This window comes from Caballeronia sp. INML1 (genome assembly GCF_023631085.1).
In the GTDB taxonomy this organism is placed as follows: Bacteria; Pseudomonadota; Gammaproteobacteria; order Burkholderiales; family Burkholderiaceae; genus Caballeronia; species Caballeronia turbans.
The window spans coordinates 153,506-171,236 of record NZ_JALQDT010000077.1 but is presented as its reverse complement, the minus strand read 5'-3'; the positions used below and the strand labels follow the sequence as shown (position 1 = coordinate 171,236).

Sequence of the window (17,731 nt, the reverse complement as noted above, 5' to 3'; positions counted from 1 at the left end):
CACTCTCCAGCCTACGATGCGTCGCGCGAACACATCAACGATGAAGGCAACATAAGCGAAGCCTTGCCAGGTGGCCACGAAGGTGAAATCTGACACCCACAGCGCGTTCGGCCGTGACGCTTTGAACTGCCGCTGGACGTGATCAAGCGGGCACGGTGTGTTTCGCTCGCTGACGGTGGTTCGAATCGATCTGCCGCGCCGCACACCTTGCAGCCCGAGCCGCTTCATCAGTCGCTCGACAGTACACCGTGCGAGCTTGAATCCTTCGCGCAATAGCTTCCGCCAAACCTTGCGCGCACCATATACCCGAAAGTTCTCCTCCCATACACGCCGGATATGCTGACACAGCAGTGCATCGCGCTGCGCGCGCGGCGGCAGCCGACGCGGATCAGCGCGTCGAGACGAATGAAGGTAATACGTCGACGGGGCGATCGGCAGCACCCTGCAGATCGGCTCGACCCCATACGCCGACCGGTGATCGTCAATGAAGGCAATCATCACTTCGGTCGGCGGTCGAGCTCCGCCTGTGCGAAATATGCCGAGGCCTTGCGCAGGATTTCATTGGCCTGACGCAGTTCCCGGACTTCACGTTCAAGCTCGCGGATGCGGTCCTGCTCCTGCGTCTTGGGGCCCGCGCGCAGACCACGATCGCTCTCAGCCTGACGAACCCAGTTTCTTAACGTTTCGCGTGAGCAACCCATCTTGGCGGCAATCGACTGGATTGCTTCCCATTGCGTCGCGTACTCCGCACGATGCTCGAACACCATACGAACCGCGCGCTCACGCACTTCCGCCGAATATTTCGGCGCCGTCTTCCGTTTTGCTTTTTCGAGGTTTTCCATGACTCTATTCTCTCAGGAGTAAAGGTCTCCGGAAAACCCGGTGCGCTTCACTTTGAATCATTCTCTTGTTTGCCATGAACGAGCGATGCGTCGAGACCAGCTTCCTGGCGGACGTGGGTAAGCAAAGCTCGTGTCGCAAAGGCACGGGCGTCGTCATCGGGGTGCCGCAGGCTCAGAAGCAGTTCCACGTTCATTCTCTGATCTTTCCGAACTATAAGATAGACGGAAAAATGAAAGTAAGCACCGACTTAAGCACCGGTCCTATTTTACGCTGCGAAAGCGACGTCCTGCTTCAGGCCGGGCTGATCTGACTGCAGTGGTTCTTCGTATAGGGGTGGTCTTGATTCCCGCGTAGATTTCGGGTTAGGGCGCTCTAGGTCTGACAATGCTTTGCCTTTTGGCGCCAAGTTAATATCGTGTGTTGCGACAACGCGCTTCCGGGTAGGCAGCCGAGCGTCGTGTGGTGCGAGAAGTACTCGAACGAGTGCACAAGCGTCCCGCTAAGCAGCTGGTCGATCATACCCAGGTTGGTGTGCTGGTACTGCTGGGAGAGCAGACTGCTTCCAAGCTTGACTCAAGATGCCAAGACACTTTCGTCGAGTCAGCGCGCGTAGGCAAGCCTCTGAAGTTTAAACGTACGCAATTCGCATGATCTGCCTGCGATGCTTTCGAACCTGCGCGGAACGTACATGTCCAGTCGTAACACGAACCGTCACTCCTGGGACTGCGAAGCTAGCCGAGAAAATCGCGGCCTTGCGACGAACAGCAAGAACTTCAACACGCTGGCCGCCTGCGCACAGCGCTGTTGCACCGTCAGGCCGAACCGCTCGGCAATCCGCTCAACCAACTCCGGCATTTCCAGTCCGGTCTGAGTGGCTCGCGCTTCTTCGATGAAGCGCATCACCTCCTCGGTTGTGAGTCGCAGTAGATTGAGCAAGACCTTCGCGGCGAAATCAACTGGAAGCTGGCCCCAGTTCCATTTCCCGTTGCGCGCGCACGGTCCTCTGTCGGGGGCTCCGTCCCAGTCGTCGTCGCTCGGCCAGCTCTTTGGGATCCATTCGATCCCCTTCGCGTTCTCGAACTTTAGTCGAATGATCTGCGCTACGTTCTTTCCCATGATGCTCACGACATCGTTCAGCGTCGGGTCATTAAGCGCCGCGGCGGGCAATGTAACGTTGACAAATGTGTCGAACGTGTAGGCAATGCGACGCTTGCGATACAACTCGAACAGCGCGCAGGCCGTGGTCTCGGGATCCGGCGCGGTCTTGCACGTCGGATGGTTCGCCTTCGCGACAAATTGGCCGACGATATCCAGCACCTTGTTGCGGCGGGTGCGCACCCGCGCGTTATGCGCCTGCACCTCGTTTAACTGATCGATGATCGCCTGCGACTGCGGAATGCCGAACAGGCTCGACCCGACCACCGCTCCAAGTTGCGGATCTGGCTCCGTTGGGCTCGGGATGTACGACATGTTTGGTGTAATCGGCGTGGTCACCGGTTTGACCTCCTGTGCCGACTTGCCCGGGTCAGGATTGATATACGCGATCACGCGCCGCACGCTGCGTTGCGTCTTCATTGCGAAGATGGAGCGCAGCGCGCCGCGAAACGGCTTGTTGTCGAGAATGCCGCCATCAACCACGCAGCGCGGCAAGTTCCTCGGTTGATCGCCGATTGGGGTATCGTTGACGTCGAGTAGTTGGCCAAGATTGTCCTTCGCGTGGCTCGGCCGGACTTTTGACGGTTCGAAGGCGAAGGGGAACGAGGCGGTCGACCGCGCAGCGCGCGAGAGCCATTCCACGAGCGTCACGCGATCTTTGAAATGATCCACGCCATCCTCGCCATCCGTGTGCTGGAAGCGAAAGCGCGCGCGATGGTCCATGTCGCCAACGGGCGTACCAAGATCGTCGACTGTGCAGGCGGGGCGGCCGCGCAAGAGTGTCGTAGTAAGGCGCAGGTCGATCGGCATCCGCTCCGGCGCGTTGGGGCACGGTTCATTGACTTCAGCGGCTTGATCGGCCTTCGCCAGTTTGCTGAACGCCTCCTTGATTTGTGGAAGGAAATACTCATCACCGCGGAGCAACGATCCTGGATTTTTGTCAAGCGGGTCGCGCAGCAAGTCCCCGAACGTACCCATATCCATCCACACGTCGCGCAGCGTGCGAAAGTCGCTGTCATATACGAGGGCGAGCGACAGTGCCGCGCCGTTCACGCCGCCCGCGCTCGTGCCGCTGATTACGTCGACGCGCGCGGAGCTGCGTTGGGCGATGCGCCCAGCAACTCTTTCATCTCTGCTTCGAGCACCTCCTGAAGCGCATCCTTCATGAGCGCCTTCATCAGGTCCCGGTCGCCGGCCACCAGCGCTTCCACTGGCGGCCGGTTCGTAATACGCTTGGTCGTGGCCATGGCGTAAGCCCTCCTGAGGGCAGGTTGAAGAACTGGACATTCATCAACTTACACCACGGCCACCCCTTCCTTCGGCATCTTCCTGCCTTCGAACTTTCTGCACACTTCTCGGCACATTACCAAGCGTTCAATCTTCGCGCCACGTTCACCCTTTAACGGCTGGTTGGAATTCGTAGCGCCGCGGCGAACCGACCCCTTTTGTTTGCGTCTGCGGCTACCACGTGGTAGAAAACTATGGACCGGCGGTGAAGCCGTGGTTCTTTTAGAGCGCATCAGGTCCTAGCATGGCGAACCTGATCCGCGGCCGCATGACCGGCTTCCCAAACGGGACAAGCTTGATTCTCGTTTGGGATACCTCTACAATGGGAATCACAATATTCTCATTTGGGGGCCGTAAATCATGCGCTCGAATCCACCGCCCGGGCGCCATCTGCCCACACGTCCAGCAGCACCGCATGCAACGAAGTCATTAGTTGTCGCTGGTGAATCCGTCGCCCAGACCGACGATATTGAAACGTTCCTCATCCGGTTCGACCCTCTCGAGCAGCGTCGGCAGATCCGCGAAGGCATGGAAGCGGCGATCATTGAGCGCGTTGCGAAGGACTTGTTGCACGTGCCGGTGCAAACGCTGCTCGCGAATCTCAACCTGCCGAGTTCAACGATCCTGCGCAAAATGGCACGCGAGGAGCGCTTGTCGCCGGCCGAGTCGGACCGCGTCGCGCGCGTTCTGTACGTGCGTCAACTCGCTGTCGAGGTGTTTGAGGATCCGGCGTTAGCTGCAGCATGGATGCAACGATCGAATGCGGAGCTCGCGGGACTCAGCCCGCTTGAGGTCCTCGACTCCCAACCCGGCTACGATCGCGTGCGCGAGATTCTGCTGCGCGTCATTCACGGCGTATCCGCATGAGGCTTTACCGCCTCGCGAAAGAACGGCGTGGCTATTACCGCGCCGATGATCTGAGCGGCAACGGTGCGGCGATCGCCGGCGGCCGATGGAACCCGCGCGGAATGCGTGTCCTTTACTCCTGTTGCCACGCGTCAACGGCACTACTTGAAGCGCTGGTGCACATGGCAGGGTTGTTGCCGGCTGGCGGGTATTTTCTAGTGACGCTGGAAGTACCAGACGCCACCTATGACGCCGCGTTCATACCTGTTCTACCCGAAGGCTGGGCAGATCTGACGCGCGACCCCCCGGCAACTAGAGCGCTCGGCCGGCAATGGCTTGAGGCTGGTGAACAATTGGCGATGCGCGTACCGTCCGTCGTCTGCCCAAGTGATTTCAATCTGCTCCTGAATCCCATGCATCCTGAGATGGCGCGCATCAAGGTCATAAGCGCAGAACCCTTTACGCTGGATCCGCGGCTATTTGGTCAAGCGACGCGATGAGCCAGCCCAATATCAGATTTCTGACGGCCCCTGAGAAAGTAGTATTACCATATAAATTGATGGGCATCACTTGCTTGCGTATTGTGGTCAAAGGAGCCGTAGCCAACCGCATTTCTACTCGTTTAGGACAACTACATAAAATGCGATAATACTATTTTTGTCAAACCAACGACGTCGGGTCACAACCGTCGTTGGTCGACAGGGCTTCTACCTCGGCAACGTCGGGCACCGTTCCCTGAACTATCAGGTACTTGAAGTTCAGTGTTGTCCACTCGCTCTGACGGATGACGAGGTAATCGCCATCGATCGCGTAGAACCGGTCGTCCCATTGCTTGCCTTCCTCGTGGTCTTTTTCGAGCTTGCGTCGGGCGGCGCCGCTCAAAACGAGGCGATCAAGCTCGCCCTTAGATGTGAGGAAGTAGTCCTCCAGGATACCGGTGTACAGGTACGACGCATCTTTCAACGAGACGATTGCTGCGACGAGCACTGCATCTGGCTGCTCGAGTGCATCGATACCCCGAAAGAGGTAGTACCAGGGAGCGCTAGCACGTATGAGAGATTGAAACGGAGAGGACGAGCGATCGAGGCCGAGTCCGCGCACCCCCCATCTCCATCCGAGGGAGCTCGCGATGGCAAGGAAAATGGATATAAAGAGGAACCCGATTGGCTCGAACGGATGCTCGTTCAACCGCAAAGTAGCCGCGTTCAGCGAAACTTGTGCGGAGGGGCTGGTGCCCCCAATCAAGAGGCGCAGGATATCTCCGACGAGAATGTTGTATCCCCAGCCGAAATGCACGATAGCCGTCGTCGTTGCATTTAGAATGCAGGCGGCCAAAATCGCGATGAACAGAGCGCGGCTAAACGGCGTGAAGTCAGCCTCGCGTACCTCGCGATCTTGATAGAAGTGATAGAAGACAATGCCGGGGAAGAGTAAGGCAAACAGCAGGACAGCTGGGAAAGCGATGTTCAAGCTTATCCCTTGCTGTTAACGACCTTCATCACGACGGAGTGCCGTTTTCCATTCGCGTCACGAAGTTCAACCCTTGTGTCGCGGTTCGTCTTGCTGCTGGCAGCGATCGTACGCAACGCCTTCATGCCGGAGGCGGATCGTTTGAGCGCTTTGACATCTGAACTCATCACGACCTTCATATTCGTCCTCTGATAGTTTGCAGTCTACTCAATAGCATAGCGCAGCTCGTTAGGAGCGGCTATTAGCTTGTGTCAGGAGCGAGGCTCAGCAAACCAATAGGTAATAATTGCACACCCTGCGAGGCTTGAGTATCTTGTCGCAGGAAGATTTAGCGGCAGGGTAAGTATATTTCAAGGCCGGCTGAGCTGTCACGTGCCGCCACGAACTGACCAATCAGCGAGGCTCGACTGTCTTGGTGCACGTCACGGTGCCGTCGCCGCCGCCTGTGCTGTAGATTTAAACAGACTACGAAAAATCGATAGAAACAATTATGTCAAATATGGTATGCAATTAAAGCGTGTTTTCGCCGGTCAACGCAGTCGACCATGGTTCGCAATCTGTTCTAGCCTGCGCGCGAGCCGACCCTCCTGCCGACTTGCGCCGTACTCCGATGAGTCAAATCAAAGGTAGGATCGGGCAAGTCGCCAGGACCACTCAAGAGTTCGCGGGCCGCAGGTGGACATTGTTCGAGATCAGACCGGCGAAAATCCGCTGGCCGTGCTGGGCATCGTTGCGGTCTCGAGCTTTTTGCTAGGTCTGTTGATGGGCAGTGCAGGCGCTTCGAAACAATTATTTCGGTGAGGGCTCTCGCTCACCCATTGATTGAGTCAAAGGGGTCGCGCGGCGCTCGCCGCGCGAGTACAGTCCGCATGCTCGCTGATTGAACTATCCATGCAACCGACCTACACCAGATCGCCCGCCGTGAGAAGATCGACGGCGACTTAACCGGCCTTGCTGTTCATCACGCAGTTACTGGAGCCCGAGGATCTCGCAAAGGTTCCGCTGCATCAGATCGAATTTCATCGGCGAGGGCTTAGGAAAGTCGCTCCAGTGCCGATATGATGGCATGGAACAACACCATCTGCCGCCCTCAGCCGCTTATGAACTGTTGCTGATCGACGCGGATCTTGAGCATCTGCACCGCGCCGTCGCATTGGAAGTCGCGGCCGCAAGACCGGTTCTGCCGCTTACTTACTGGCGGCGTCGTGTCATGCGAATTCTCGAAGCGCGGCACCTCTTACCGGCACAGTTGGCCGTCGCGTGCGCATTGATGGACTTGATCGAGTCAACCGACACGCGTAATCAGACAATCGCCAAGGCCTGCTGATTGACGGCCTCAGTACGGCTGGAAAGGCGATACTCGCGCTTTCATGCTTCATGAATGCAGCTGTGCACCGATGAATACGACTGCCTGTGCGGGTCCGTCCGCCGCCGCGACGGTGACGCCCTCCTCTTTCCGCGGTCCACGAACTACGGGAATCGCGGGTCCGTCGGCGTCGAAGCGCCGACCAAGACAAGCGATTGCGCCGCTGATCACCAAGACGAACAACGTCTGACCCGTTGCGGCAGTCAAAAGCGGAATGCGGATCTCGGCCCCTGCCGCCAGCGAAAGGTCGAGGATCGTCACCGGCGTTGGCGGAGTTACCGGCGAACGCACTCCGTCGAAATTGCCGACGGGAATCCTGATGGTCGCTCCCCCTCGCTGGACGACTGGAACGTCTTCAGGCTCGACGATCAACGCAAATGGATCGAGGCTCTTGTTCTCGTCCGACAGGTCGACGAAAATCTGCAGTGAGTGAACGGTCTTTCCCGACTCGGCCGGCACTTCCTCATGAACGATCCCTGAACCGGCAGTCATCCAGTGCATCCCGCCGGGCCTGATTAGGTTGCGTGTGCCGATTGAATCGCGGTTAAGAACACCGGTTTCCGAATCGGCAAAGAGATAGGAGACCGCGCACATTCCGGCGTGACGATGAGGCGGGAACGTCGGGCCACCCATCCACGCATGATCAACACCGAGAAACGGATTCAGAATGCGTTCCGAATCGCGCACGGAGAGCGCTCGGAAGTCATCGCCGTGCGTGAACGCTTCTAGTGGTGTAAGCGAGAACATAATTTTCCTTACGCAACCAACGTTTCGTTATGCGAAGGGTAGTCCGTGTACCCTACATCCGTTCCGCCGTAGTACGTGGCCGGGTCCGGCTTGTTCATCGGCACATTGAGCTTCAGCCGCTCGGGAAAGTCGGGGTTCGCCAGCACGAGTTGCCCGAAGGACTCGAGATCGGCCAGGCCCGATGCCACATCGCTTCCTGCCTCGGCCGGTGTGCGACCGGGCCGGTTCAGCATCAGTGGGTTCGACCACCGCTGTCGAAGCTCCGCCAGCAAGGCGTCGTTGTCCTTGATCGTAATGTGCAAATACGCTAGCCCGAGTTTATCGAGTTCGGAGACGAGATAGCGATACAAATCCGGTCCCTCGTCACCCTCGTCGATACCCCAGATCGACAGGCCCGGCGACAATCGAATAGCCGTTCTGTCAGCTCCAATCTCTTGCGCAACCGCGCGAGCGACTTCCAGTGCGAACCTGCTGCGGTTCTGGATCGACCCGCCATACTGATCCGTGCGTGTATTGGCGCTGTGCGCCAGAAATTGGTGGACAAGATACGCATTCGCACCGTGGATTTCGACGCCGTCCGCACCGGCCTCGATGGCGCGACGGGCCGCGATACGAAATTCCTCTACTACTCCGGCGATCTCTTCCGTCTGCAACGCTCGCGGCACCGGAATATCCTGCATACCGGTGGCGGTGAACATTCCGGTCCCCGGAGCAATGGCGGACGGGGCTACGCCTTGACGATGGTGGGGCGTATTATCAGGATGCGACATGCGACCGACGTGCATCAGTTGAATGAACATGCGGCTGCCTTTTGCATGTACAGCTTCGATGACAGTTCGCCAGCCTGCTACATGCCCATCGGTATAGATGCCGGGGGTCGCCAGATAGCCCTGACCGTCGTCGGACGGCTGAGTGCCCTCCGCCACGATCAGACCGACGCCCGCGCGCTGTGCGTAGTATTGCGCTGCAAGCGGGCCGGGCGTTCCATCGCCAAGCGCTCGCGAGCGCGTCATCGGTGCCATGACCATTCGATTCGACAGTTGATTCCGGCCGATGCGCACCGGGCAAAACAATTGATTCATGATGGGTACTCCAAGATTGCTTTAAGCGTCCGCGGACGATGCAGTGAGGCGTGCCGGTAAGACGGTTGTTTAGTGGTAGTTCAGAATGGCGACAAGCTGCTGGCCGACAGGAGTAGTCCAATCGACAGCAAGTTCAGCGATGATCTGGTCGACCGTCGTAATGACAGCGCCGGCCCTCTCCATGCGGCGCAGCGCGATCTCATTACCGAATTTGGTGTTCGATGCTGACGCGTCCGCCGACACCTGGACTTCATAGCCTTCATCGAGCATTTGAAGGACCGGAAAGTTGACACAGATGTCCGTCGTGACACCTGCGACAATTAGGTTCGTACGTCCAGTAGCCGCAACTGCTTCATTGAACCCGTCGTGGTGCATAGCGTTCACAATGCCCGGCCGCTTAATACGGGCAGCGAAGGCTTCCGGAAGTATCTCCTGTAGCTCAGGGAGCAAAGGCCCCTGAGCACGGTCTTCCATGCTTGATGTGAGCACCACAGGAATCTTGGCCGCTTTTGCGATCCGCGCCAGCTTGAAGGTATTTTCCCGCACCAGATTTAAGTCGTGCGAATGCGTCCAGGCAAGAGTTCCAACTTGGTGATCGATCAACAGAATTGCGGCGTTTTCCGGGGTAAAGGCTTTCTTATGCATGGCTAACTCCTATCCTTTGAGATTTTTGCCAAGGCGCTTCTCGCCTGGGCACGCTTCAAATTTAACCTTGATCGCGTTTTCGAAATAGCCGTAAAATGCCGTTCTTGTTGTTCAAAACTTTTGAATACGATGATCGTAGGCACGCCCACGTTCGACCAGCTTCGCGTCTTCATAACCGTGGTGGACGAGGGTAGTTTCGCTGCCGCGGGGCGGCGACTGAGCCGCGCTACCTCGGCAATTAGCTACTCGGTAGCGGCACTTGAAGAGCAACTTGGGATCGAACTGTTTGATCGAAGCAATTCAAGACGACTGACTCTGAGCCATAATGGGAAAATCGTGCTTGCACAGGCGCGCAATCTTGCAGGGGGACTCAACGACTTAAAAGCACGCGTCGCCGGCATTCTTGAAGGCTTAGAGCCCGAATTAACGCTGGTCGTTGATGTCATGCTCCCGGTTGAAAGGCTGATTGACGCCATCCGGGCCTTTGAAGAAGAATTCCCCACCGTCACGATAAGGCTCAATGTCGAGGCCTTAAGCGCGGTGTCGCGGCTAGTTCAGCAAGGGGTGGCGCGGTTAGGTATTGGAGGACTGCTGCATAGCGACGAAACTGATCTTGAGCGCGTGGCGATTGGCGCCGTCGAGATGATGCCGGTCGCCGTTCCATCTCATCCTTTAGCGGGGCCCGAACGAGGTGTTGTGGGCGCATCGAAGCATCATCGGCAAATACTACTTACCGTGCGGAGCGCCTTTGAAGACAAGACGACAATGGCTGTGTTCGCTCCGGAGACGTGGTCGCTTTCCGATCTCGGAGCGAAGCGAGCATTGTTGAACGCCGGCCTGGGGTGGGGTTATATGCCCGAACATTCGGTGCGCGACGACCTTGCATCAGGTCGTTTGGTTCGCCTCGACATTCCCGAGCTTCCCGGCGGCATGTATCCATTACAAATCATGTACCGGACGGATGCGCCGCCGGGACCGGCCGGTTCGTGGCTGATTAAGCGGCTCGCCGCGCAACAGTGATTTGCTCAGATCGATCGAGCCTACTAAGAAGTGACGCTTTGGCTGTCGTCTGAGTGCGACATCTCTTTAAAGCGAGCGCTGCTGCTATCATCCTTACGACTGGCACGTCGGCATTGCGGGGGGAAATGTATATTCCGGCTACGCTTCAATAACCTTACTCCGCTGTTCGGAAACGCATGCGGCGCATTTGAGCGCCGTTGCTTATCGGGGAGTCACCAAGGCAGGGCGAGCCGGGGCGCAGCTCGTCGCTGTCTCGAAGAGATGCGTCTTGAGTAATGCCCGAGCGTCGCTAGGAAAGCCACGAAATTCAACGGCGATTGTACTAGTTGAGAACGACTCCTCATTCGCCGGTTACTTCTAAAACTGATATGTGGCGTCGTGTTTTTCGGGGTGGCGCGCGCCGGTTCCACACGAAGATGCCCGCCTGCGTTGCGTCTGCGAGTAGACGCTCATTGCTTTGACGTCCGTGCTGGCTGGTGTGTCTGAAGCCACGTACGCATGAAATTGAGCTGCGCCTGCTGCGAATACACCATGCTCTGAGCCAGCTTGCGTAGCTCCGGATCCTTTCCATACTGGAGCTCCACTTTTGCTACATCTACGGCTCCTTGGTAAAGCGGCGTCATTTGAGCCACGAAATCGTAGTCGGCATCTCCGGTGTATGGCAAATTCGTCTTGCCTTGAATCATGGCTTGGTTGGCAGTTCTGTAAGCGTCGGTCGATGGAACGTCCGATGCTCGCGCAGCAGGTCCTGGGTTGATCGGAGGCTGCTGCGCCCAACCATTTCCGGTTACTGCAGAGGCGAGAACTACTGCTGACAAGAGAAGCGCTCTGAAATTGGGCATTGTGTCCTCAAAAAGTCTGCGCTGAGTGCCGGCGTGGGCTCGTGAACGAGGAAACCGACATTTCGCGGTGCATAGATCTTGGGTAAGAGCAAGAGATGCCTGCTCGCCTGGACCCACTTAGCGCAGACCAGGAGGTGCGTTCAACGCAGCTTCAACGTCCCTATGCGATTAGCAGCTGAACCGGTCACCGAATCGGCTCCCTTGTCACATTGAATTGCTCGTTATGGGTCTGCGCCCCTTTTCCGGTTGCTTCAATCTTCGCGCGGGCACTCTGAAGGTTCTCTGAAAAATGCATCCAGTCGGCTGGGTTATACCCAGCTTTTTCGTACTGAGCGAGCTCTGCGCGCACTTCAGCGCGGGTCCGTTCCCCCGCAGCTTGAGCCGAAGCACCGAGCGCGAAAGAGAAAAAAGAAACAGCTATAACGATTCGGGCGAGCGCCTTCATGAAACCTCCGTGATTCGAGTGGCAGCAATTCATCTTCTAAGTGCTGCCCCCGAATTCTATGAGCTAGTCTCATGAGGGTAAATACCGATTTGCGAGACAGTTTGTCGCTGGAAATGGGAGAATCGCTCGCCATGCCACGAGCGCTTCGGCACGGCGGGAGGGTGTAACCCGACGCTCGCGCCGCCTTACTCAAGCTTCGCTACGTATGCGCGACGGCCTCCCCATCCAACTCGGCCGTCACCGGCGCGCCGGTCAGTGCTGCGCAATCGCGAGGCTAGCGCACCCTGCACGCAACTCCTGATTGCGCTGCAACCTGAGCCTGCGGTGCGCGAACCGGTAGCCAAGGTAAAGATCGCCCAAACAATCGAGTAAGCAATCAGCGTCGTTCGGTTCCATCGTTCGAGCGATGCGATTCGAGCGGCACTTCGTGATGGTCCATCCAGTCCCACTGAAACGTGTCGGGGGACCAAGACCAGCGAAAGCGGTTCGAGCGCTCCGCACGTTCGTTCAACGTCGAGGCCAGTGAAGCCGCAGTATGAGAGCTGACATTCATTATGTATCTCCAAGTTTGGGTGGATTTCAACGATGGCGCTTGTCCGGGCTGGCAGCTCCGTCCTCGGAAGTCCGGACTCTCCCTTGCCCTCAGACTCGTGAGCGCCGGACGCCTGATCTTCAAAAGAGCTGTCGAAGCCCCATCATGACGCCGGTCTGATTCGCCCCGGGCGGCGGCGTCGTTCCCGGGCCACCGGCGCTCAGCGTATATCTCGCCCTCGCGCTATTGCCAAGAAAGCCAACCTGCGCGTAGACGGCCGTTCGTTTCGATAGTGAATAGATGCCGCGAATCGTACTGAGCGTCGCTCTCGTGTCGTGATCGTGATTAAGAATCCGGTAGACCGCTCCATCGACATAGAGAGAAGGCGTGATGACGTAGCTGGCGCCCAGATAGAAAATGTTCGACTTGACGCTCGCTGCTGCTTGCGCCGCCGGATCGACCCACCGTCCAAGCCATCCGCCCGAGATCGTCGCGCCGAAGAATTTGACGTACGCATTGGCCTGAGCCCGTGTGTCCTTGTCGCCGCTGCTGGGAATCGGTGTCGTCGCCACGCCATCAAAGAAGTTGGCGGCTGCGTTCGTTCCACCCCGTTGCTGGTCGTAGCTGACCACCGCGCCAAAATTGCGCGTGTCGTACTTGGCCATCACGGACCACTGGTGACATTGCTGGAAGTCGCCTGGCACCGATCCGGCGCACGTGCCCTGTCCGGGCGAATTGCCGGATCCTGCTGCGTCGCGCCCGAATGAATAGGTTGCGCCGAGCGTGAGGCCCGCGAATGTTCCCTTGTAGGCGATGGTGTTGTCGCTTCGGGCATTCGGAATGTAGCTGTCCAGCGATCCGAGACTGTAGATGGCCGGACCCATCACGTCGTTCTCGAGCAGCGCGTAGAACGTCATCGTGTACTGACGGCCGAACGTCAGCGTGCCGTATTCCGAACCGAGGCCTACCCAGGCTTGCCGTCCGAAAAGACGGCCGCCTTGACCCGCATCGCCCGCGCGCACGTTGAAGCCGTTCTCAAGAACAAATAGTGCGCGATATCCTCCGCCAAGATCCTCGCTGCCGCGAAGGCCCCATCGCGAAGGCAGTGAGCCGGTGATGGCGGGCATGCGAATAACGCGGTCGCCCGACGCATTCGCATGGGACACATATTCGAGCCCTGTGTCGATGATGCCGTAAAGCGTGACGGAGCTTTGCGCGTGTGCCGCTCCCGCAAGCAAGCAGACGGCTCCCGCCGCAACCAGGCAAGTCCTTTTCATGTGATTTCCAAACAAAGTGGTGAATCGATAAGCGAATTGCGCCGTTCTCGTATGGGAATTAGACGGCTTCGACTGCATCGGAATGACGCCAGTGCTTCTGTCGCTTCATGAAGAAGAAGATGGCCGCTACAGGGATAACTGCCAGCAGAAATGGCGCTGCGAACAGGTAGTAAAGGTGATGGACCTGCCAGCCGTGGTCGATCAGCATGCCGACGAGGAGCGGTGCCGCGATCGCGCCGAGTCTGCCCATGCCGACTGCCCAACCCACGCCGGTGGCGCGAGTTTTCGGCGGATAGAGAAGCGGCGTCAGCGAATAAAGGCCGCCGACGCATGCGGTAATCGCGGCGCCCAATGCGATCGCTGCCGGCATGGCGAACTGGAGTTGCGAAGCGTTCGCACCAAACATTAAGAGCAGCACGCCGCTGACCACCAGAGCCGAGGTCAGCAGCGTTCTAAGTTTCCCGCGGCCCGAGACCAGGCTGAACAACGTGCACCCGATAATGCCGCCCGCATTCAGCAGGACGCCGCCGGTCACGCCTTGCGAAGCGGACATGCCCGCCTGGACCAGAAGCCTCGGCGTCCAGCTCATGACGAAATAGAATCCGGCCATCACAAGCGAGAACGCAAGCCAGATCAGGAGCGTCCGCAACCCGATCAGCGACGGCGCCGTGGTCAGTTCGTCCGACCCAGCGCTTGCTTCCCGAGAGTCCTCGATGCGCGGCAGTTCATCGATCGTGTCCTGCTTCATGCGCCGCAAGATGGCGTTCACCTTGTCCAGCGCACGTTGTGGTCGCCGTGCAATCAGGAAATCCAGGGACTCGGGCAGGCCGTACCATGCAAGCGGAATCACCAGCGCCGTGCTGATGCCGCCAAACAGGAAGGCGCTTCGCCAGCCATAGCGTGCCAACAGCAGTGCGCTCACAGCGCCGCCCAGCGTCGCGCCGAGCGTATAGCCGGCCGACTGCATGCTGATCGCTGCGCTTCTCCACTTGTCGGACGCGTACTCCGAGGCGATGACCGCGACGCTCACCATCATGCCGCCGATGCCGAGTCCCGTCATGACGCGCAATGCCACAAGTTGTTCCAGCGTCTGAGCACATGCGGAAGCCAGCATGCCCGCGACGATCGCAAGCAGGCACAGCAGCACGAGCGGCCGGCGCCCGATGCGATCGGCGCACGGTGCAACGATGAAGCCTCCGGCCGCCATGCCGAACAGGCCGGCGCTGAGCAACGCGCCGAGCTGGCTACCATTGAGATGCCAGTCCGATGCCAAGTGCGATGCCGAAAACGCGACGGCCAGCACATCGAAGCCATCCAGCATGCTCAGCGCGACGCATACGACGAGCACCATCTTCTGGAACGAGCTCATTCGGCCCTCGTTCGTGGCCTTCGTCAGCTTGTGTTTCATTTGTCTTCCTCCAGTATTGCTGCCCCGACGGACTTCGTGGAGCAGTCGTCCTCTTGTGGGATGCCTGTTTTTGAGTCGGGTCGGTCTCTTCAATGGTGTTGTTCGTTACACGCTAGTTGCTGTCGAAGATGCAGGGCTCGAGCGCCCGCCACCACGGTTTGCCGGGCAGCGTCGCGCCCTGCTCCGGACCGGTCACATGAACGGCGCCTTGCCGCGCATCAGCAACGCCGGAGCCGTAATCCGGTCCGCGCACGACGTGACGACGCCGGAGCGTCTCGACCAGGATCGTTCCGCCGCCGGCACCCACCTGTGAGATGTCTCCGGGCTCATGACCGCGCCATCCGGATCGTCAAGTCGCCAAGGCCTTCGACGCGCGCCTTGACGACGTCGCCGGGCGTCACGGGGCCGACGCCCGCCGGCGTGCCTGTCATGATGACGTCGCCCGGATGCAGCGTGTACATCGCCGATGCGTATTCGATGAGCCGCTGAACGTTGTAGATCAGGTACTGCGTATTGGACTTCTGGCGCGGCGCGTCATTGACCGTAAGTTCCAGGTCGAGCGTGTTGGGATCCTCGATCTCGTCGACGGTCGTGATCCACGGACCGATCACCGCGAACGTATCCGCCGACTTGCGGAAGCCCGCGAACTCGGGACCGCGTACCGTCATGTCCAGCGCCACGCAATAACCGAACACGTAATCGAGCGCCTTCTCTCTCGAGACTTTCTTGGCCCGCCTGCCGATGACCACGCCGAGTTCCACCTCGTGATCGGTGCGGCGGTCCGGAAACGGAAACTCGACGATACCTTCGGGTCCGTTCAGCGACGTCGGTGCCTTGATGAACAAACCAAACTGTTCGAGCGTGGTGAAGGTCTTACCGTGTGCGATCTGCTGATCCGCATTGGCCTCGTCGATATGATCGCGGTAATTGATCGGCGCCCCGATGATCTTGCCCGGATTGGCGACCGGCGCGAGCAGCTTGGCCGTCGACAGCCGCACCGTATCCGCGTGGCGAAGAAACGTTTCGATCTGGTCCTCGATACGAGGAAAGTTTCCGATGATCCAGTCGTAAGGCGGATATGGCCAGCCCGGCTCACCCAGAGCGTGGAACAGCGGCGTGATGTCGTGAATCCTGTCCCCACGGACAACGCCAATACGGTTATCGTTAAAGCGGCAAATCTTCATGGCTTATCCTGCGTCAGGGTGAGTCAACCGCGCGTTTCGCGGTAAAGGCCGAGCTTCTCGTACACGGGACGATCAGAGTAGGTGAACATCACGGCGTCGCTGATGTCGCCGGCACTCATGCGCCAGCGGCTCCATCCCGGCACGATGAAGACGTCGTTCTCGGCGATATCGAAGCGCCCGGCACCTTCTATCTCGACGGCAGGCGAACCCTCGACGCCGACGATGACCGTACCCTCCACCGATCGGAAGAACTCCGTGGTAAGGCCACGCGGAATCAGGCGCATCGACGCGGCAATGGTCGGGATGGCCCAGCCGCCGGTGAGCGGGTTGGCGTAGCGAACGTTGACGCCGTGACAGGCATCGACGTCCGAGTAGCGCGCGAGCCGGTCGAGCACTTCGCGCGTGCGCGCATAGGGATAGTTGAAGATCGGCGATGTCGGCCCAGCGTGGCTGCTACCGATCGGCAGCAAAGCGTCGGAGTAACGTGTCAGCACCTGATCGGATTCGCCGGTGCGGGGAAACTGATTCGATTCCTCGTATTCCTCGCGAAATCCGGCCCGCAGGAAACTGACGAGCGGAACGTCGAGTCCGTCCAGCCAGACGACCGGTCCATCGCCGTCGTTGCCGTGGTCGTGCCAGGTCCACGCGGGCGTCACGATGAAATCGCCGCGCAGCATTTCAGTGCGAACGCCGTCAACCGACGTATAGCCGCCCGTGCCTTCGAGCACGAAGCGCAACGCAGACTGGCTATGACGATGTGCCCGCGCTATCTCACCCGGAAGAATCAGTTGGAGGCCGGCATAGATCGTATCGGTCGCATTAGGCAAACCTTCCAACCCGGGATTCATCAGCATCAGAACGCGCCGCTCCGCTTCTTCCGCGCTCACCACAGCGCCGGATTCGATTAGCCGGTCACGCATCACGGCCCACTTCCACGCATGCGGCCTGGCCTTCGGCCGCGGCTCATTAGGGACAAGCCCTTTCAAGACGTCCCACAGCGGCGCGACGTTGAGTGCTGCGAGTCGTTCCCGATATGAAACCGAACGGTCTGATTCCTGCGCTCTTACGGCGCTGTCTGCGTGCGCGCTCATGGCGAACTCCTTCTGTAACGTGGGGCGGCGATAGGTGAAAGGGCTTTCACTGTGACGATGGATGAAGCGCCGTGCCCCTTCCTATCGCGATATATTGGATAGGCATCCGAAAAAATAAATGGAATGTCCTGACACACTGCTCTTCCATTTTTCCCAAGCAAGGATCAGGCGTCTTCCAGTTCGATATAGACCTGGCCCTCCTCTATCCGCACGGGGTAGGTCCGGATATCCACGGAGAGCGGCGCGCACATGGCCTTGCCGTTGCGCACATCGAACCTTCCCTGATGCAGCGGACATTCGATCTCGTGGCCATCGAGAAAGCCGTCGCATAACCTTGCGTGGCCGTGCGTGCAGATATTGTCGGTCGCGTAGACCAAGCCGTCGACGCTATAAAGTGCAATCTCCCGGCCCTTTGAGATAACCGCGGTCACGTCATCGGCGGGCACTGCAGCAAGCTCGATCACTTTCGCCCAGGTCTTTGTCATCGAGCA

Annotated in this window: 18 protein-coding genes, 1 pseudogene and 1 other annotated feature; of the genes and pseudogenes, 5 read left to right on the top strand and 14 right to left on the bottom strand. The window is 58.8% G+C overall.

Annotated elements, in window-relative coordinates:
- Positions 1-842 (bottom strand): annotated as a pseudogene (locus NCR38_RS31265) (IS3 family transposase); the annotation flags it as partial.
- Positions 424-540, bottom strand: a sequence feature (AL1L pseudoknot). Its footprint overlaps the pseudogene before it by 117 nt.
- A gap of 65 nt (positions 843-907) precedes the next feature.
- Between NCR38_RS31265 and NCR38_RS31260 the strand changes: the two are divergent.
- Positions 908-1,153 (top strand): hypothetical protein, encoded by a 246-nt coding sequence (locus tag NCR38_RS31260; protein ID WP_250478209.1) that lies wholly within the window; start codon positions 908-910, stop codon positions 1,151-1,153.
- Between the two features lie 401 nt (positions 1,154-1,554).
- Here NCR38_RS31260 and NCR38_RS31255 read toward each other — a convergent pair whose 3' ends face one another.
- Entirely contained in the window at positions 1,555-3,051 is a 1,497-nt protein-coding gene (locus tag NCR38_RS31255; protein WP_250478208.1) for a patatin-like protein, read from the bottom strand.
- Positions 3,052-3,074: 23 nt separating this feature from the next.
- Entirely contained in the window at positions 3,075-3,245 is a 171-nt protein-coding gene (locus tag NCR38_RS31250; RefSeq protein ID WP_250478207.1) for a hypothetical protein, read from the bottom strand.
- A gap of 400 nt (positions 3,246-3,645) precedes the next feature.
- On the opposite strand from NCR38_RS31250, the gene NCR38_RS31245 reads away from it, so the two are divergent.
- Both NCR38_RS31245 and NCR38_RS31240 read left to right on the top strand, forming a co-directional pair.
- Positions 3,646-4,152, top strand: coding sequence for an antitoxin Xre/MbcA/ParS toxin-binding domain-containing protein (locus tag NCR38_RS31245; RefSeq protein ID WP_250478206.1), 507 nt, complete (start codon positions 3,646-3,648; stop codon positions 4,150-4,152).
- Complete coding sequence (locus NCR38_RS31240) at positions 4,149-4,631, top strand: RES family NAD+ phosphorylase (RefSeq protein WP_250478205.1); 483 nt, start codon at positions 4,149-4,151, stop codon at positions 4,629-4,631. The genes NCR38_RS31245 and NCR38_RS31240 overlap by 4 nt, the downstream gene beginning before the upstream one ends.
- Positions 4,632-4,791: 160 nt before the next feature.
- Here the strand turns inward: NCR38_RS31240 and NCR38_RS31235 are convergent, their stop codons facing one another.
- A complete protein-coding gene (locus tag NCR38_RS31235) occupies positions 4,792-5,601 on the bottom strand; it encodes a DUF6338 family protein (RefSeq protein WP_250478204.1) in 810 nt (269 codons plus the stop codon).
- A gap of 1,066 nt (positions 5,602-6,667) precedes the next feature.
- Here NCR38_RS31235 and NCR38_RS31230 point away from each other — a divergent pair.
- Positions 6,668-6,928, top strand: coding sequence for a hypothetical protein (locus NCR38_RS31230; protein WP_250478203.1), 261 nt, complete (start codon positions 6,668-6,670; stop codon positions 6,926-6,928).
- A gap of 48 nt (positions 6,929-6,976) precedes the next feature.
- On the opposite strand, the gene NCR38_RS31225 is transcribed toward NCR38_RS31230, so the two are convergent.
- The 3 genes from NCR38_RS31225 to NCR38_RS31215 all read right to left on the bottom strand — a co-directional run bounded on the left by NCR38_RS31225 (position 6,977) and on the right by NCR38_RS31215 (position 9,441).
- Complete coding sequence (locus NCR38_RS31225; protein WP_250478202.1) at positions 6,977-7,714, bottom strand: pirin family protein; 738 nt, start codon at positions 7,712-7,714, stop codon at positions 6,977-6,979.
- An 8-nt stretch (positions 7,715-7,722) separates the two neighbouring features.
- The gene (locus NCR38_RS31220; RefSeq protein WP_250478201.1) at positions 7,723-8,796 is read right to left on the bottom strand and encodes an alkene reductase; all 1,074 of its coding nucleotides are present in this window, start codon (positions 8,794-8,796) and stop codon (positions 7,723-7,725) included.
- A 69-nt stretch (positions 8,797-8,865) separates the two neighbouring features.
- Positions 8,866-9,441, bottom strand: coding sequence for an isochorismatase family protein (locus NCR38_RS31215; RefSeq protein WP_053572555.1), 576 nt, complete (start codon positions 9,439-9,441; stop codon positions 8,866-8,868).
- Positions 9,442-9,570: 129 nt separating this feature from the next.
- On the opposite strand from NCR38_RS31215, the gene NCR38_RS31210 reads away from it, so the two are divergent.
- Complete coding sequence (locus NCR38_RS31210) at positions 9,571-10,461, top strand: LysR family transcriptional regulator (RefSeq protein WP_250478200.1); 891 nt, start codon at positions 9,571-9,573, stop codon at positions 10,459-10,461.
- Positions 10,462-10,910: 449 nt separating this feature from the next.
- Here the strand turns inward: NCR38_RS31210 and NCR38_RS31205 are convergent, their stop codons facing one another.
- From NCR38_RS31205 to NCR38_RS31175, 7 genes are all read right to left on the bottom strand, one after another.
- On the bottom strand, positions 10,911-11,303 hold the full coding sequence (locus tag NCR38_RS31205; protein WP_250478199.1) for a DUF305 domain-containing protein: 393 nt from the start codon (positions 11,301-11,303) through the stop codon (positions 10,911-10,913).
- Positions 11,304-11,487: 184 nt separating this feature from the next.
- Entirely contained in the window at positions 11,488-11,748 is a 261-nt protein-coding gene (locus NCR38_RS31200) for a DUF4148 domain-containing protein (protein WP_053572552.1), read from the bottom strand.
- A 672-nt stretch (positions 11,749-12,420) separates the two neighbouring features.
- Complete coding sequence (locus tag NCR38_RS31195; protein ID WP_250478215.1) at positions 12,421-13,557, bottom strand: porin; 1,137 nt, start codon at positions 13,555-13,557, stop codon at positions 12,421-12,423.
- 58 nt (positions 13,558-13,615) lie between these two features.
- The gene (locus NCR38_RS31190; protein ID WP_250478198.1) at positions 13,616-14,908 is read right to left on the bottom strand and encodes an MFS transporter; all 1,293 of its coding nucleotides are present in this window, start codon (positions 14,906-14,908) and stop codon (positions 13,616-13,618) included.
- Positions 14,909-15,291: 383 nt separating this feature from the next.
- Positions 15,292-16,149, bottom strand: a complete 858-nt coding sequence (locus tag NCR38_RS31185) for a fumarylacetoacetate hydrolase family protein (RefSeq protein ID WP_250478197.1) — start codon at positions 16,147-16,149, stop codon at positions 15,292-15,294.
- A 23-nt stretch (positions 16,150-16,172) separates the two neighbouring features.
- Positions 16,173-17,240 carry a cupin domain-containing protein gene (locus NCR38_RS31180; RefSeq protein WP_061119803.1) on the bottom strand — a complete coding sequence of 356 codons (1,068 nt, stop codon included), beginning with the start codon at positions 17,238-17,240 and terminating at the stop codon, positions 16,173-16,175.
- Between the two features lie 164 nt (positions 17,241-17,404).
- A complete protein-coding gene (locus NCR38_RS31175; protein ID WP_061119802.1) occupies positions 17,405-17,725 on the bottom strand; it encodes a non-heme iron oxygenase ferredoxin subunit in 321 nt (106 codons plus the stop codon).
- Positions 17,726-17,731 lie beyond the last annotated feature (6 nt).